Here is an 18,055-nt window from a genome sequence, read left to right as displayed (position 1 = left end):
TTTAAAAAACTAGATGAAGGAGGCGCTTATTATGGAAGATAAAAAGTTCATTGAATCTTTAAATGAGAAAAACTATATTTTTCGAATTGGTGAAGTTAGTAAGATGACCGACGTATCTCCGCGCCAACTCAGATATTGGGAACAAAAAGGTTACATTCATAGCGTACGTAGTGAGAAAATGGCAACGCGGGTCTTTGATCATAAAAACTTTGTCATGGTAAAATTGATTAAATTTTATCTTGATCAAGATTATTCCCTCACCGTTTCCATTTCTAAAGCCCGCAAACGGATGGCAGAAGTTAGCCTAACGCATGATATGGTTATCGCAATGCATCATGGTTTTGTCGAAAAGGATGGCAAAACCTTGATGGACATGGGTTACTTTGATGATAAGAAACAAAAACGTTTGTATGGCTATCTCAATGACGATGGTCACGTCAGTTATCTAGTGGAATAAAAAAAGAGCTACTTTCTAAAATGAAAGCAGCTCTTTAATTTTGTCCTAGTGGCTAAAGAAGTCACTAAATCTCATGATGAAGAGGACAATGGCAATCAAAATGATAGTGATAATCAAGGTGATTTGCCAAGCCATCGGATGATTCATGAAGGGGAGATTCACGTTTTCCCCGTAAAAACCAAACACGATGTTGGGAACGGTTAGTACGATTGAGAAAACGGTTAAGAATTTCATGGTTTTATTCAAGTTACTGTCTAACAAGTTTGAGTAGGCACTCGCAACTTGTTGGGCTGCTTGATTAGCCATCTGGGCCATAGAAAGCCCCTGTTGAATTTCGACGATGACGTCATCTAAGACATCGTTATCATAGTCGGATAGGGTTTTTCCTAACCTTCTTTGCAACATAATCAACATATCGTTGTTGGCCGATAGGGAAGTTAAGAAGTACACCAAATCGGTTTGGAGCTTTAAGAGTTGGTTAATGGCACTTTTGTTAGTTTTTTCGCGTAAGTTCCTTTGAATTCTAGTCCGAATACTGTTAATTTGATTAATATAATCGAAATATTGAATGGCTAGATAATAAAGAGATTTAAATACCACGTCCAAAGGTGAGAGATTGTCTCGTTGGAGTTGGGGAAGTTTATCTACGATTGATCGAATTAACTTGTTTACAAAATTGGTTTGGTTAGCCGTAAAGGTAAAGAGGGTATTGCCGCGGATGATTAAACCAATCGGTTCGGCAGAAATATCACCACTAAAACGAGAAGGTTCGGCCACGTCAAAGATGATCAACAGAATTTGTTCCTCATCGTAGTATTCTATTCGAGGACGTTCGTGATGATCAAGCGTGTAGTACAGCATTTCTTCAGTTAAGCCGTATTCTTTTTTTAAAGATTCTTTTTCGATGGGAAGGCAGTCGGTAACTTGGACCCAATCGATGTTTTGGTTAATTTGATCGTTTGTAATCATATTTTCTGACTCCTTTTTTACATTGCTACCATTATAGTGCAAATGGCAGTAAAAGTTTAGGTAGTTAGACTAATTCATTAATTTAATTGCAACATTTAATTAGTTAAAAGTTAAAGATGATAGGGTATAATAGAAAACATTAAAGGAGTGTCTATTAATGAAATTTAAGATTAAAACGAACGAAAAGGGAAATAGTATCTGGTATCCCATAATTGCATTTGTAATTGTGGCAGGTACCTTTTCCCTTCTATTTGGAACCTATAAGATTCGCCAGCACATTAACCAACAAAGATTAATTGCAGCGCAAAAGGCGTATAACGAAGCTCATGATCCAATTTTGATTCAACAAAGGAAGTTTATCAAACAAGTATCAGCACCTTCCGTTAATTTATATAAGAAAAATAAGCAAGTGCTACCTAGTATCGTAATTGCCCAGGCTATTTTGGAATCTAACTGGGGTAAATCCAAGCTTTATACCAATGCATATAACCCCTTTGGAATTAAGGGAACTTATCAAGGGGATTCCATTTCTTATAGTACTGGGGAATATATTGATGGGAAACACGTTGATGAAATTGCCCAATTTAGAAAGTATCCGGACTTACAAACCGCGATTGAAGATCATAACCAAGCGCTTTATGATAAGTTTTTAAGTAAGGATCACACCACTGATTACAAAGAACAAGCTAAGTTACTACAGAAGAATACTTACGCCACTGACCCTGAGTATACTAAAAAGATTGTGAACGTTATTAAGACGCATAATTTAGTTAAATACGATAATGAGGCAATGGGCAAGTAAAGGAGAATCCTGATTGTTTGAAATAATCCAACGTTTATATGGTCCGTTTTTTGATTTAAATAATTGGACAAGTGTCATTACCTCGGGAAACGACTGGTTGATAATTTTCTCGCTAGTCGTGTTAGAGTGTGTGATGTCCGTTGATAATGCCATTGTGTTAGCCACGCAAACACAAGTGTTACCAACGAAGAAGTTGCAAGAAGAATCACTGTTCTATGGACTATGGGGTGCTTATATTTTCCGGTTCTTAGTGATTGGAGCGGGAGTTTTCCTAATTCATTTTTGGGAAATTAAGTTAATTGGTTCCATTTATTTAATTTATTTGGCAGTTAAATTTTTCTTGCCACAGAAAAAAGATAAAAAGGCTAAACAGATTAAGGGAAACGGGAACACCCACAGTCGGAAGTTTTTCTGGTGGGTCGTAATTCAGATTGAAATGATGGATATTTTATTCTCAATCGATTCTGTTTTAGCTTCGTTGGCAGTTTCTTCTAATCCCGTAGTTGTTTTAATTGGGGGAATGGTAGGAATTATTGCCATGCGAGGAATTGCTGAATTCATCATGGTCTTGATGAAGAAGGTTCCAGAACTAAAAACAATGGCCTACGTGTTGGTATTTGTGATTGGGTTGAAATTGTTGTTATCCATTCCAATTATTGACATCGAAATTCCGGCCTCAATGTTTGGAATCTTTGTTATTTTAGCCATTATTGTCACTGTTATAATTCATTTTATTAGAAAGAAAAAGTAGTATGATTACCGAATTAGATGCAAATAGTTTTAAAGCAGGCGTCCAAGGATCACTAGTAGTAGTTGATTTCTGGGCGCCTTGGTGCGGTCCTTGTAAAATCATGGACCCGGTTTTAGAAAAGTTAGCCACCAAGTATGAAGGTCAAATCAAGTTTACCAAGCTAAACGTTGATAATAATCAAGCAATTGCTAAGGAATATTCTGTGTATGGTTTACCTACCATCGTTCTTTTCAGAAACGGAAAGGGAGTTGAAAAGGTTACCGGAATCTATACGGAAGAAAAATTAGCTCATTACTTGGATAGAAAATTAACGGAATAGCGGGGGAATATTTTGAAAGAAAAAAAGAAACAGAACGCGCAGCCTAAACTAGGCGAAGCGGTTTTAATTTTAATGTTGATGTTAGTGATTATGGGAATTGGAATCATTGCCCTAAAACTAACTCCAGTGGTACCCATCTTAACGATTATTTTATCGTTAATTTTGTGGGCCCGGTTTCGCGGCTTTAGCTGGGATGAGATTGATGACAGCTTTGTGGTGGGGATTAAAAACGGAATCATCCCGTTATTTATCTTCCTCTTAATTGGGTCATTAATTGGGGTTTGGATTATGTCTGGAGTAATCCCCACATTGATGGTCTATGGGTTTAACATTTTAAGTATTCGGTGGTTTTTACCATCGGTATTTTTAATGTGTGCCTTTATCGGGAGCTTCATTGGAAGTGCCTTTACCATCATTTCCACGGTCGGAATTGCGGCGATGGGAATCGGAATCACCATGGGAATTAATCCGGCAATGGTCGCAGGAGCAGTCGTTTCCGGCGCCGTCTTTAGTGACAAAATGTCACCACTATCAGCGACCACGAACCTGGCTTCTGCAATTGCCGGAGATGATCTGTATGGTCACATTAAAAACTTAATGTGGTCAACGATTCCAGCCTTTGTCCTCTCGCTAGTGATGTTTACTATCCTCGGTGGAGGCCATAAGGAAGCTAGTTTAAGTAAGATTACCGAAACGATTAACGTCTTGAATGCCAACTTTACAATTTCCATCTGGATGTTAATCCCCGTGTTATTACTATTAGTTTGTGCATGGACGAAGATTCCGACGGTCCCAACCCTATTCATTAACATCTTAGTAACCATCTTCATGATGATGGTTAATCCCAATAATCACTACTCTTTTGCGAAAATTGCGGATGTCATGCAAAATGGATTTAAGATTAAGACTAGCAGTGCCGAGGTGAACCAGATTTTGAATCGGGGTGGAATTGTTTCGATGACCGATACCATGACGCTGATTATCATTGCCTTGGCTCTGGGGGGCTTACTAATTAACTTAGGAATCATTGAGACGGTTATGAAGCGGTTCTCAACGCACATTAAGTCCCACGGTCGGTTGGTGTTGAGTACGGTATTAACTGCTATTGGGGTTAATATCTTCATCGGAGAAGAGTACCTCTCTGTGATCTTACCCGGAACTGCGTTTAAAAAGAGCTATGAAGAAGCTGGTCTAGCACCAGAAGCATTGGGACGTTCCTTAGAAGATGGAGGAGCCGTAATTAACTACTTGGTTCCTTGGGGAGTTGCCGGAGTTTTTGTGGCTAACACTTTAAATGTTCCTACTTTAGAATATCTTCCTTTTGTATTTTTCAGTCTCCTATGTCCAGTTTTCTCAATTTTGAGTGGATTTACGGGAATTGGACTAAAAAAATTAAAGAAAAATTAAACTTTTGGACTGATTTTTGTTACAAATTAATAAAATTTAAATCTCTCGTTCCCGTCATACCGGGAAGGGAGATTTTTTTGTATCAAAATATTGCAGATAGATTTCTATATTACAAAAAAATGGATTACAGAAACTTTTCTGTAACTTTAATGTAATATTATTTCTTTAGAATAATTCTTGTCGCTTGAAAGAGAGTGACTTTCTATTATTCGATATTTGAAGGAGATTAGTTTTATTATGAAGTTCCCAAAAACCATTATCACTATGATCGTGTTATCAGTCGGTTTGATTATCGCTGGTACTCTTATCGTATCTGCCAACGGCCAAACTAAGCACACCGTTAAATCCGGTGAAACAGTTAGCGAATTAGCAGAAAAATACGATGTTTCTGAAAACAAGTTTAAAAAGGTTAACAAAAGCAAAAACATTGACAAAATTTTCGAAGGTGAAGTATTCATCTTTGATGGTAAAGGAAACGTAAAGGTTGATAAGAAGAGTGTTAAAAATGCTCCTAAGTCAGCCTTAGTTTCTAAAGCGGATGCTAGCGTTAAATCTAATGATAGTGCAAAAGCAACTACTGCTAAGGCAACTACTGATGACAACAACGATAGCAAGTCAAACCAAACTACTGTAGCTGATGATCAAGCAACTGATACTGCCAAAGCACAAGCTACTGATGATTCAGATGACCAAGCTGCAACTCCAGCAGTTCAAGCAGCACCAGTTGCTGCAGCTCCAGTGGCTGCTACTCCAGCTCCACAACCAGCTCCTGCAGCTCCTGCTCAATCAAGTGCCGTAGTGAGTGATGGTTCACTTGATTCAATTGGTGCCGTAGAATCTGGCAATGATTACAACGCTACCAACGGTCAATATATTGGTAAATACCAACTTAGTGCTTCATATTTAAACGGTGATCATTCACCAGCTAATCAAGAACGTGTTGCTCGCGATTATGCGGTTAGTCGTTACGGTTCAGTTGAAAACGCCGTAGCATTTAGAAACGCCAACAATTACTGGTAAAATGAAAGACCCACTTTTGGGTCTTTTTTTATATTTATTTTTCAAGATTTATTTTACTTTTCTAGTGAAATAAGTCTTTTTTATTTAGTAAAAGTAACTATAATATGATTTAAAAGGAGGCATCTAAATGAGAAACCAATTTGAATTTAATCACATTATTAATAATATAATTCCAAAAAAAGATATTGATATTAAAACTCAAACGGTTAAAGTTAAAGGTGACTTTTATAAATATGAAGTGAATTCACAGGTTGATGCTAAGCATAATTTGTATAAGATAGTGGCAGTAAACCACCTTAATCAATTAGCTTTAGAACCAATCGAATAAGCTTTAAAGGAGAATAACTATTATGTTTGTATTAATTGTAATTATCATAATTTTATTAGGACTATGTTTTAAAATTGTTCCCCAAAATAACGTTGGGTTAGTGGAAACTTTTGGTAAATATACCGGAACTAAAAACAGTGGACCCCGGTTTATCATTCCGTTGGTGCAAAGAATTCGTAAGGTTAGCTTAGCATTACAACCACTAAAACTAGACGGATACTCGGTTATTACGAAGGATAATGCGGATATTGGCGCTACGGTTACTTTAAACTTTCACATTACTGATCCCGTAAATTATACATACGAAAATACTAATTCGATTGAATCAATGCAACAATTAGTTCGTGGTCACTTGCGAGATATTATTGGTCGGATGGACTTAAATGATGCCTTAGGATCAACTAGTAAAATTAACCAAGATTTAGCTGAAGCAATCGGTGATTTAACGGGAACCTATGGTGTGCGCGTTGATCGAATCAACATCGATGAGTTACGCCCAAGCCAAGCAATTCAAAAATCAATGGATATGCAATTGCAAGCTGATCGTGAAAGAACCGCAGCCATTTCTAAAGCTGAAGGGGAAGCTAAGTCAATTGAATTAAGCACTAATGCTAAAAATGAGGCGTTAATTTCGACCGCCAAAGCGAATGCGGAAGCAACTAAAACCCAAGCTGATGCCGAAAATTATCGGATTAATAAAATTCAAGAAGCACTTCGAAATGCTGATAGTAACTACTTTAATAATCAATCAATTAATGCCTTTAAGGATTTGGCTAATTCTGATAGTAATTTAATTATTACTGATACAGATCATCTTGATACAACTGGTCAATCAGCTGTATTAGCAAAATTGTTAAAAAAATAAATTAAAATATGAAAACTCTCATTTATTGATGAGAGTTTTTTTGTTTTAAAAATAAAATTTCAAGTATTTAAAAAAATATTTTTTACCGAATTTATTAACAGATTAGTTGTTACTGAAATACTGAAACATCAACGTTTGATGAAACATATTTTATATCTATTTAATTATAAATTATCGAGATATTAGTGATGATTGATAATAAGACTTTTAACAAATTGTTTGAAAGCGCTTCCAAATGCTGTTCAATTGGTCTATAATAATCTGCGTCAATACAATGTGTGCAATTTTATTTTGCAAAAAGGAGAATGATTATGGCTTTAATAATTGGACTAATACCAGTGTTAGTTTGGGGAATGATTCCAACCATTTTGTCAAAGATAGGTGGGAAACCCGCTAATCAAATCTTAGGGGTGACAATGGGATCTACGATTGCTGCAGTAATTGTATTCTTTGCTACAGGAACCAAGTTACCGACTGGTTTTAATTTATTTTTATGTGTCTTATCTGGTTTTGGCTGGGGATTTGGTCAAACCTTAGCTTTTAAAGGTTATCAATTAGTGGGTTCTTCAATCGTGATGCCAATCACAACTGCGTTTCAGTTAATTGCAACTGCTCTTTGGGGTGCCTTTGCCCTTAATAGTTGGTCAGGAGTTTTGAATAAAACGATTGGAATAATTGCATTATTGGTAATTATTTTAGGTGCCACTTTAACCACTTGGACAGAACATAGACAAAAAACTAACGCTGCCGCAATAAAACAAACCGTCATTTTATTATTGATTGGTACAATTGGATATTGGTTATATTCTGCTGCACCACAAGTTCCTAACTTGACCTGGGCCAAAGGATTCCTTCCTAAAATGGAACCAATGACTGCTTTAGAAGTATTTCTTCCTCAGGTAATTGGGATGTTATTAGCGGCGGTTTTATATGCGTTACTTAATATTAAGAAACAAAATGCGTTTGTAGAAAAAGTTACCTATAAACAAATCGTGGGTGGATTGCTTGCCGTGATTGCAGCTTTGGCATATCTATCTGCAGCACAACCACAAATGTTAGGTTTATCAAATGCGTTTGTACTTTCTCAAGTTAGTGTGGTAGTTGCAACTCTTACTGGAATTTACATGCTTAAACAAACTAAGACGCATAAAGAAATGATCTATACTAATATTGGATTAGCTTTGATAGTTGCTGCCGCATCAGTCACAGCAATAATTTAATTTAAGTGGAAATGGTTTGAGAGGATAAAAAGATGAGTGAGTTTAAAAGAATTAAAACGAAATCTATCCAAGAATATGAAATTTTACATAAAAAACAATTACGAGAACTTGCTCCAGAATCAACTTTATTTTTAAGAAGAAGTGGTAAATTCCCCCTAGCAGGGATTAATGAAATTGCCCTTTATGGTAGTGGGGTAAGGCATACTGTCAAAGGTGGAACGGGTTCTGGAAATGTTAACGTTAGAAAGTTCAATAACATTGAAGATGTTTTTGAAGCAGAAAACGTTAAAGTTTTAAATAAAGCTTGGTTAGACTCATTTGATGAGGTTTTACAAAAGGGAAAAGTAAAGTTTGAGGCTTCACTTCGAAAAGAAGCAGAGGCAAATGGGATTCCTTTTGAATTGTATGCGATGGGAAAAGGAATGCCGGCCTTGGACTATGAAATTCCGTTAGAGAAAAAGGGTTCAACCGCAATCTATGTTTTGAGTCGAGTTTCTGGGGAATTTAGCGATCGAGAAAATATCGAGGGTGACATTAAACTAAGTTCAAATGAAATTAGTGAAATTACGAAATTAAATCAGTTGTATGATAATTTTCTATTGGTTTTAAATACTAGTAGTTTCATTGACCTTTCGCCGTTGAGTGCAGTAAAAGATATTTTATTATTAGGTCAATTAGGAATCGTTACTAGTGAAGTTTTATATGACATTTTAGTTGGAAAAGCTTATCCATCTGGTAAATTGACTTCTACCTGGGCTAATTTAGCTGATTATCCTTCTACTAAAACCTTTGGATCTCAAGATGATACGGTTTATAACGAAGGGGTATTTGTAGGATATCGTTATTTTGATACGTTCAATCGTCCCGTGGTCTTTCCGTTTGGGTATGGACTGGGATACACGGATTTTGAAATTAAGGTTGATCCAATTACGCTGGAACAAAAAAGTGTGCATATTCCAGTTAAGGTAATTAACCAAGGTGATTTTGCGGGTAAGGAAGTTGTTCAAGTTTACGTGGCGCAAAAGCAAGCTAATCACAACTACTATCAAAAATTAGTTGCCTTTAAAAAGAGCCAAGCATTAGCTCCTGGTGAAACAGAGCAAGTAAACATTGAGCTTGATTTAACCCAGTTAGCTACTTATGACGAAGCGAAATCTGCCTGGGAAATCAAGCAGGGAAACTACTTATTAAAGGTTGGAAATCAATCCCGAGATGGACAAGCAGTTGCCAATCTTTTAGTGGAAGAAGATATCTTAATTGAGCAGGTCAAAGGGATTAAGACCACTGATTTTGTAGAAGAAATCAAGTCAGAAACGGCTAAAGGGGAACAAGTCACTAATGACTTAGTAACCTTAAAAGTAAATCCAGCATCGTTTACACCACTAGACGGATATTCAGAAAATGATGAAAAAGAACTAGTATTTGAAAAAAAGAATGCGAATGTAACTTTTGATCAAGTAATGAAAAATGAGGCTAGCTTACAAGATTTAGTTGCTTCTTTATCAGACACAGAATTGGCATACTTATGTGTGGGTAATTTCAATGAAAATAGTCAAAGTATTGCTGAAATTGTTGGGGATGCCTCTACCGTCATTGCTGGTGGTGCGGGTGAAACAACGAAGAAACTAAGTGATAAGAAAGTTCCGCAAATTAATATGGCGGATGGACCAGCTGGGTTACGAATTAATCAAGTTTATCAACTAGATAAAAATCAGTCCGTTTCAAAAGAGTTAGTTCCAGGTAGAGAAAATTACTATCAATTTACCACTGCCATTCCCATTGGGACCTCATTAGCCCAATCTTGGAATCTGGAGTTTGTAAATATTTGTGGGAAAATTATTAGTACAGAAATGTCGATATTTGGCGTGGACATTATGCTCACTCCAGCAATGAATATTCAAAGATCACCTCTTTGTGGAAGAAATTTTGAATACTATTCAGAAGACCCTTATGTAAGTGGTAAGATGGCAGCGGCTTTGATTAATGGAATTCAAAGCATCAAAGGTCATTCTGCTACTTTGAAACACTATGCAGCATATAATCAAGAAACTAATCGGATGCATTCTAACAGTATTTTGTCAGAAAAAGCACTTCGAGAAATTTATTTAAAAGCCTTTCAAATTGCGATTAAAGAATCTGCTCCTGCAACGATTATGACTTCTTATAATTTAATAAATGGAATTCATACGGCAAATGATTATGAATTAATTCATAATATTTTAAGAAAAGAATTTGGGTTTAAAGGCTTGGTTATGAGTGATTGGCTAACGACTACTTCGTTTCCTGGTGATGATCTTAAAAAATATCCAATTAGTTCTTCATCATTATGTATTAAAGCCGGTAATGATTTAATCATGCCCGGAACCAAAGAGGATATTGAAGGAATCTTGGCTGGTTTACGCCAGAAACATGAACTTACGCTAAGAGATTTACAAGTTTCTGCCTACCGAGTTCTAAAATTAATTTATGATACTAGTAGATAAGTATGGTTTAAAAATATTTACAGATTTGATTTATAATCCAAAAGTTATATTAATTTATAATAATTAGTTAAATGGCTAGTCGTCGATATTTTATCGATGACTAGCCATTTTTATGTGGTTTGGATACGATTTGTAATTTGTTAATTATTATTATGCTAATAAAGCATTAAATAAAAAAACTTATCCCGATTAAATATTGGTATATATAGATTACTTTGTGATGAATCGTATAGTATCCGTTTAAATATTTTACTAAATAATTTTGTTATTTTAAAATAGTTATAAAAATAGGGAGGTGTGACTTAGCTGTAAAAATTCTTTCAATCTATGACGATGATTTTAAATCATAGGTGATGCATTAAATTCTCTATATAAGTATTCTTAATGGTGAATTTATTTTTATAGGATTGTTTTTACATATTAAATTATTCAAACTTATAATTCATTAAAATGTGTTATTAATTTAAAGTAGTGTAAAATAAATGTTAGCGAAATTATATTTTGTGTGATGTAAGGATTGCAGAAGTTTTATTTGAATCGTTTGTGCATTTTATGCTTTAGGAGGTAATTTATTATTTTATATAATAAAAAACAGATTGACAAAACTAATGAAAAAAAGTTTTGAGAAAAGTAAAGAAAAACTGGGTTGTTGTTTCACTTGCCGTTTTTGGTTTGATGGGTGGCATGGCAACTAGTTATTTAGAAAGCAATAGTGTTAAGGCTGATACTGTAACTGTTGAAAACCAATCAAATAGTTCGGCAGCAGAAAACAAATCATCTGCAGCAACAAGTTCAGCAGCAGAAAGTAAATCATCTGCAGCAACGAGTTCAGCAGCAGAAAGTGAGTCATCTGCAGCAACAAGTTCAGCAGCAGAAAGTGAGTCATCTGCAGCAACAAGTTCAGCAGCAGAAAATAAATCATCTGCAGCAACAAGTTCAGCAGCAGAAAGTAAATCATCTGCAGCAACAAGTTCAGCAGCAGAAAGTAAGTCATCTGCAGCAACGAGTTCAGCATCGGAAAGTAAATCATCTGCAGCAACAAGTTCAGAATCAGAAAATAAGTCAGAAAAGACTATGGCTTTAACAGATCGGGTTGGTAATGATGAAAATCAACACAATGTTCCTGCTGGTGATAAGGTAACTGTTAACCCTAAGGTTCCTGATTTATTCAAAAATGATTCTATGTTAAGTGGCTTTTACGCTTATGGACGTATTTTCGAGAATACTAACCACGAACAACAGATGTTAGCCTTAGCTAGACAAACAGGTAACGATCCATTTGGACATCAGACTATTGCTGGACGTACAATAGTAGTTTTTACTTATGGCAATCGTATTACAGGACGTCAATATATTGATGCCGGTGATTCTAAGGTTAGTTTAGTTGATGGTACAGATAGTAACAATAAGGGTAAAACGCTTACAGGAGATGATTTAAACAATAAAACTTGGATTTCCAATAATTCTCCTAAAGACTCTGATATAAATGGTGCTAACTACGAATTAAATCATATGTACCAGAATCCAAATGATTTAAACTATGATTCTAGTTATGGAACTACTAAATTAATTAGCATATCATTTGGATCTAATGTAATAAACGCTACCGCAGTTGACGCTAACTATTACTATGCAAAACTACAAAATGGTCAATTAGTTAAGACTAAGGAAAGAATTCCAGAAAGAAAAGGTAAACCTGAAGATAGTGATGCTAAGACTACACTATTGATTAATGGTGCCACTGGGAACTTGTACCCAGATCAATTTGAGGTTACTTCTGATAAAATCCCTGGCTACACATTGAAAAAAGAATTAACGGAAGTTTCAGGTAGCAATACTAAGTCTTTAAGTGAAAGTGGAAGTGGGTCTCAGTTACGTCAAACTGTTCAAGGACAATTTACAGCATACACGGTTGATCGTTACTACATTAGCAGGGCTGATGGAAATCGTCGTGAGTACAGTATGGTAATGGATGCCAATAATCCATTTGATAGAGCTGTTATGAAAGCTTACCTAGGTAATGATAACTTTCCTAAAGAGGCTGTTATGAGAACTAAAGTACTAAATAACGGTGATTCTAAGTCTGTTATTTGGTGGCATATGACTAATGAAGCAGGTCAGTACATAAATAATGGTTTGGCTCAAAGTGATGAAGGTTCTAACCAAGTTAAGGTTTCTAATTTAAAAAATAAAAATAAAGATGCAGCAGTTGCAGGAAATAACCCAGAAGCTACTTATACGATTCCAGGAACTTTGTACTTCTATCTTAAAAATGGTGATTTAATTTCCGATACTCAACCACAAACTGGATTAGAACAAGTAACTTCTACTCTCTATAAGAATTCACTTGGTAAATATACACTAAATGCTAAAGATGCAGCTGGTAATGATAACATTCAAATAGTAATACCTAACTATTTGAGTTCATCGATGAATAATCGAATGGATCAAGCAACCTTTAGTCCAATTAAAGGAAACGGTAAACAAATTGCTTTTGTTGATTCATTAGGATTTGTTGGTTATCCATCAGGGGTTAATTTTTACTATGAGGCCAATCCACAAATGGCTACAGTATCTTTGGAAAAAACTGATGATGGATCAAAATCAAATGGCGTTAAATTACATGATAGCTATGACAATCCACAAGCTGGACAATCAAATTCAGCTTTACAAGGTGTTACTGGAGAAATAATTGGTGCTGGAGAAAATGGTGGTTCGAATAGCTGGTCAAGAATTCAAACTAGTCTCACTGGTTATACCTACAAAGGTTATTTAATCAATGGAAAATTAGTTCAAGTTCATAGTCAAATTAAGGGTCAAGAGTCTAATCTTGTCTTCCCTGATGAAGTTAATACTTCCAAATACAATGAGACTGAGAATACAACCTTAAATAATGGAAAAATTAGCGACAATGAACCAGATAAGATTGTATTGTTGTATCAAGCTAATGATCAAAGAGCACATGTTGATTATATTGATGATGATACTAATACAACAGTTAAAACCGACCACATTAACGGTAAGACTGATGAACAGACTAATAAAAATACTAAAGCAAGTATTGATGAATTAATTGCAAAAGGTTATGTATTAGTTCCTAATAGGGATACAACCAATGGGAAAAATATCAAGCTTGGTAATGATGGAGTAGACAAGAAGTACGAAGTTCATTTCAAGCATAAACAAAGTCCTCTTCCAAAGGTTGATTCACAAAAGACAATCAATCAAGAAATCAAGTATGTTGATGAAAGTGGAACAAAAATTAACACTTCAGCAACCGATTCAGTAGAATACAACAGATCTGGATACTATGATGAGGTTACTAAACAAAATGTTTACACAAGCAACTGGACAGCTAAAGATGGTAAGAATACCTTTAGTGAAAAGAAATCACCAGTAGTTACGGGATATTACTTAAAATATAAAAATCAAACTGTAATATCACTTAAAACTGTAACTGAAAACGACTCTGATGATAATGAAACAGTTTACTACGAAAAAGTTGGACAATTAGTACCAGTAGATCCAACAGGTAATCCACTTCAACCAGGTAAAAACTATCCAAATGATCCAAATAATCCTGATAAGATTACCGATCCAAAAGTTCCAACTATTCCAGGAAAGATCCCATTAGATCCAAGAGATAATAAAACACCATTAAAACCAGGAACTAACTATCCAATTGATCCAAACAAACCAGGTGATAACACTAACATCGTATATGTAAACACTAATCAACACATCACTGTTTCATATGTTGATAAGGATACCAACGATTTGCTTCACAAAGAAAAATTAACCGGTAAACCAGGTGATAAATCAAACTACACTACTAGTGAAGAGATTAAGAACCTGGAAAAACAAGGTTACAAAGTTGTTAACGATGGATATCCAAAGGATGGTGCAAGCTTTGGTAAAGATGATAAAGACCAAAACTACACAGTTACCTTGGAACAAGTACATGTTAAGGTTTCACATGATGATCCCAAGAATCCAGGTACAAATGTTCCAGGATATCCAGATATTAATTATCCAGATGGTGTCAAGAAAGATGACTTGAACAGAACCATTACTCAAACAGTTCACTATGTAGATAAAGCAACTGGTAAAGAAGTTCATGGAACTGCAGTTCAAACTGTAACCTTTACTAGAGATGCTGATGTTAACCTAGTAACTAAGGAAGTAACTTACACTCCATGGGTAAGTTCACACCCAAGCTTTAACGAAGTTAAATCACCAGTAGTTGATGGTTACTACTTAGTTGATAAGAATCAATCAGTGTTAGCAGCTAAACAAGTAACTGAAAACTCAGTAAATGATGATGAAACAGTTTACTATGAAAAAGTTGGTCAATTAGTACCAGTAGATCCAACAGGTAATCCACTTCAACCAGGTAAAAACTATCCAAATGATCCAAATAATCCTGATAAGATTACTGATCCAAAAGTTCCAACTATTCCAGGAAAGACCCCATTAGGTCCAAAGGGTGACCCAATTGAACCAGGAACTAACTATCCAGTAAATCCAAACAAACCAGGTGATAACACTAACATCGTATATGTAAACACTGATCAACACATTAATGTTTCATATGTTGATAAGGATACCAACGATTTGCTTCATAAAGAAAAATTAACCGGTAAACCAGGTGATAAATCAAACTACACTACTAGTGAAGAGATTAAGAATCTGGAAAAACAAGGTTATAAAGTTGTTAACGATGGATATCCAAAGGATGGTGCAAGCTTTGGTAAAGATGATAAAGACCAAAACTACACAGTTACCTTGGAACAAGTACATGTTAAGGTTCCACATGATGATCCCAAGAATCCAGGTACAAATGTTCCAGGACATCCAGATATTAATTATCCAGATGGTGTCAAGAAAGATGATTTGAACAGAACCATTACTCAAACAGTTCATTATGTAGATAAGGCAACTGGTAAAGAAGTTCATGGAACTGTAGTTCAAAACGTAACCTTTACTAGAGATGCTGATGTTAACCTAGTAACTAAGGAAGTAACTTACACTCCATGGGTAAGTTCACACCCAAGCTTTAACGAAGTTAAATCACCAGTAGTTGATGGTTACTACTTAGTTGATAAGAATCAATCAGTGTTAGCAGCTAAACAAGTAACTGAAAACTCAGTAAATGATGATGAAACAGTTTACTATGAAAAAGTTGGTCAATTAGTACCAGTAGATCCAACAGGTAATCCACTTCAACCAGGTAAAAACTATCCAAATGATCCAAATAATCCTGATAAGATTACTGATCCAAAAGTTCCAACTATTCCAGGAAAGACCCCATTAGGTCCAAAGGGTGACCCAATTGAACCAGGAACTAACTATCCAGTAAATCCAAACAAACCAGGTGATAACACTAACATCGTATATGTAAACACTGATCAACACATTAATGTTTCATATGTTGATAAGGATACCAACGATTTGCTTCATAAAGAAAAATTAACCGGTAAACCAGGTGATAAATCAAACTACACTACTAGTGAAGAGATTAAGAATCTGGAAAAACAAGGTTATAAAGTTGTTAACGATGGATATCCAAAGGATGGTGCAAGCTTTGGTAAAGATGATAAAGACCAAAACTACACAGTTACCTTGGAACAAGTACATGTTAAGGTTCCACATGATGATCCCAAGAATCCAGGTACAAATGTTCCAGGACATCCAGATATTAATTATCCAGATGGTATCAAGAAAGATGATTTGAACAGAACCATTACTCAAACAGTTCATTATGTAGATAAGGCAACTGGTAAAGAAGTTCATGGAACTGTAGTTCAAAACGTAACCTTTACTAGAGATGCTGATGTTAACTTGGTAACTAAGGAAGTAACTTACACTCCATGGGTAAGTTCACACCCAAGCTTTAACGAAGTTAAATCACCAGTAGTTGATGGTTACTACTTAGTTGATAAGAATCAATCAGTGTTAGCAGCTAAACAAGTAACTGAGAACTCAGTAAATGATGATGAAACAGTTTACTACGAAAAAGTTGGACAATTGGTACCAGTAGATCCAACAGGTAATCCACTTCAACCAGGTAAAAACTATCCAAATGATCCAAATAATCCTGATAAGATTACTGATCCAAAAGTTCCAACTATTCCAGGTAAAACCCCATTAAATCCAAAGGGTGACCCAATTGAACCAGGAACTAACTATCCAGTAAATCCAAACAAACCAGGTGACAACACTAACATCGTATATGTAAATACTGATCAACACATTAATGTTTCATATGTTGATAAGGATACCAACGATTTGCTTCATAAAGAAAAATTAACCGGTAAACCAGGTGATAAATCAAACTACACTACTAGTGAAGAGATTAAGAACCTGGAAAAACAAGGTTATAAAGTTGTTAACGATGGATATCCAAAGGATGGTGCAAGCTTTGGTAAAGATGATAAAGACCAAAACTACACAGTTACCTTGGAACAAGTACATGTTAAGGTTCCACATGATGATCCCAAGAATCCAGGTACAAATGTTCCAGGACATCCAGATATTAATTATCCAGATGGTGTCAAGAAAGATGATTTGAACAGAACCATTACTCAAACAGTTCATTATGTAGATAAGGCAACTGGTAAAGAAGTTCATGGAACTGTAGTTCAAAACGTAACCTTTACTAGAGATGCTGATGTTAACCTGGTAACTAAGGAAGTAACTTACACTCCATGGGTAAGTTCACACCCAAGCTTTAACGAAGTTAAATCACCAGTAGTTGATGGTTACTACTTAGTTGATAAGAATCAATCAGTGTTAGCAGCTAAACAAGTAACTGAGAACTCAGTAAATGATGATGAAACAGTTTACTATTCTAAAATGGGTAATTTGATTCCAGTAGATCCAAACGGAAACGAGATTCCAGGAGTTGATCATCCTAAATATCCAAATGATCCAACGAATCCAAGCGAACCAGGTAATCCGGTAATTCCAGATATTCCTGGGATGATTCCATTGGACCCAATCACAAACAAACCCTTGAAACCAGGTGATCCATATCCAGTAGATCCAAATCATCCAGGTGAAAATATTAGAATTAAGTATGTTGTAGATAAACCGGTAACTTCTGGTAATCAAGATAAACATGATAATGCTGATAATTATCAAGGTAAAACGGTTAGTGATAATAACGGTAAAGCCAGTGGCAATAACAATTCAGCCAACCAACAAAAATTACCACAAACTGGTGAAACTAATTCAAATTCAGTATTGAGTTTGATTGGAATTTCATTAGTATCTATGTTTGGACTAGTAGGTCTTGGAAAACGTAGAAAGAATGAAAAATAATTGATTATTTTATGATTAATGTAAAAAATAAGACGTTTAGACGTCTTATTTTTATTTATTGATAGTTATTATATTTTCTTCCATATAAAAAAACGCCAAAAATATTTTTTG

Annotated in this window: 12 protein-coding genes; 11 read left to right on the top strand and 1 reads right to left on the bottom strand. The window is 35.3% G+C overall.

All coding sequences use genetic code 11. From position 1 onward, the window contains the following. Positions 1-31 precede the first annotated feature (31 nt). Complete coding sequence (locus R4B61_RS01115) at positions 32-457, top strand: MerR family transcriptional regulator (protein ID WP_413627815.1); 426 nt, start codon at positions 32-34, stop codon at positions 455-457. A gap of 45 nt (positions 458-502) precedes the next feature. Here R4B61_RS01115 and R4B61_RS01110 read toward each other — a convergent pair whose 3' ends face one another. Then, entirely contained in the window at positions 503-1,426 is a 924-nt protein-coding gene (locus tag R4B61_RS01110) for a magnesium transporter CorA family protein (protein WP_413627814.1), read from the bottom strand. Positions 1,427-1,583: 157 nt separating this feature from the next. Between R4B61_RS01110 and R4B61_RS01105 the strand changes: the two genes are divergently transcribed. The 10 genes from R4B61_RS01105 (at position 1,584) to R4B61_RS01060 (ending at position 17,944) form a co-directional block, all read left to right on the top strand. Next, entirely contained in the window at positions 1,584-2,228 is a 645-nt protein-coding gene (locus tag R4B61_RS01105; protein ID WP_413627813.1) for a glycoside hydrolase family 73 protein, read from the top strand. 13 nt (positions 2,229-2,241) lie between these two features. Beyond that, a complete protein-coding gene (locus R4B61_RS01100) occupies positions 2,242-2,979 on the top strand; it encodes a TerC family protein (protein ID WP_413627812.1) in 738 nt (245 codons plus the stop codon). A gap of 1 nt (position 2,980) precedes the next feature. Beyond that, complete coding sequence (trxA, locus tag R4B61_RS01095; protein ID WP_413627811.1) at positions 2,981-3,298, top strand: thioredoxin; 318 nt, start codon at positions 2,981-2,983, stop codon at positions 3,296-3,298. A 12-nt stretch (positions 3,299-3,310) separates the two neighbouring features. Beyond that, positions 3,311-4,705 carry a Na+/H+ antiporter NhaC gene (nhaC, locus tag R4B61_RS01090; RefSeq protein ID WP_413627810.1) on the top strand — a complete coding sequence of 465 codons (1,395 nt, stop codon included), beginning with the start codon at positions 3,311-3,313 and terminating at the stop codon, positions 4,703-4,705. Positions 4,706-4,942: 237 nt separating this feature from the next. Continuing rightward, the gene (locus tag R4B61_RS01085; RefSeq protein WP_413627809.1) at positions 4,943-5,725 is read left to right on the top strand and encodes a LysM peptidoglycan-binding domain-containing protein; all 783 of its coding nucleotides are present in this window, start codon (positions 4,943-4,945) and stop codon (positions 5,723-5,725) included. A gap of 127 nt (positions 5,726-5,852) precedes the next feature. Beyond that, entirely contained in the window at positions 5,853-6,053 is a 201-nt protein-coding gene (locus R4B61_RS01080; protein WP_413627808.1) for a hypothetical protein, read from the top strand. A gap of 22 nt (positions 6,054-6,075) precedes the next feature. After that, positions 6,076-6,918 (top strand): SPFH domain-containing protein, encoded by an 843-nt coding sequence (locus R4B61_RS01075; protein WP_413627807.1) that lies wholly within the window; start codon positions 6,076-6,078, stop codon positions 6,916-6,918. A 311-nt stretch (positions 6,919-7,229) separates the two neighbouring features. After that, positions 7,230-8,138 carry a GRP family sugar transporter gene (locus R4B61_RS01070; RefSeq protein WP_413627806.1) on the top strand — a complete coding sequence of 303 codons (909 nt, stop codon included), beginning with the start codon at positions 7,230-7,232 and terminating at the stop codon, positions 8,136-8,138. A gap of 32 nt (positions 8,139-8,170) precedes the next feature. Then, positions 8,171-10,621: a glycoside hydrolase family 3 N-terminal domain-containing protein gene (locus R4B61_RS01065; protein WP_413627805.1), complete on the top strand. Its 2,451-nt coding sequence runs from the start codon at positions 8,171-8,173 to the stop codon at positions 10,619-10,621. 621 nt (positions 10,622-11,242) lie between these two features. Then, complete coding sequence (locus tag R4B61_RS01060) at positions 11,243-17,944, top strand: mucin-binding protein (protein ID WP_413627804.1); 6,702 nt, start codon at positions 11,243-11,245, stop codon at positions 17,942-17,944. The last annotated feature ends 111 nt before the right edge of the window (positions 17,945-18,055 follow it).

The sequence above is a fragment of the Fructilactobacillus vespulae genome (assembly GCF_047324295.1).
Classification (GTDB): domain Bacteria; phylum Bacillota; class Bacilli; order Lactobacillales; family Lactobacillaceae; genus Fructilactobacillus; species Fructilactobacillus vespulae.
This window is presented reverse-complemented; position numbering and strand designations above follow the sequence as displayed.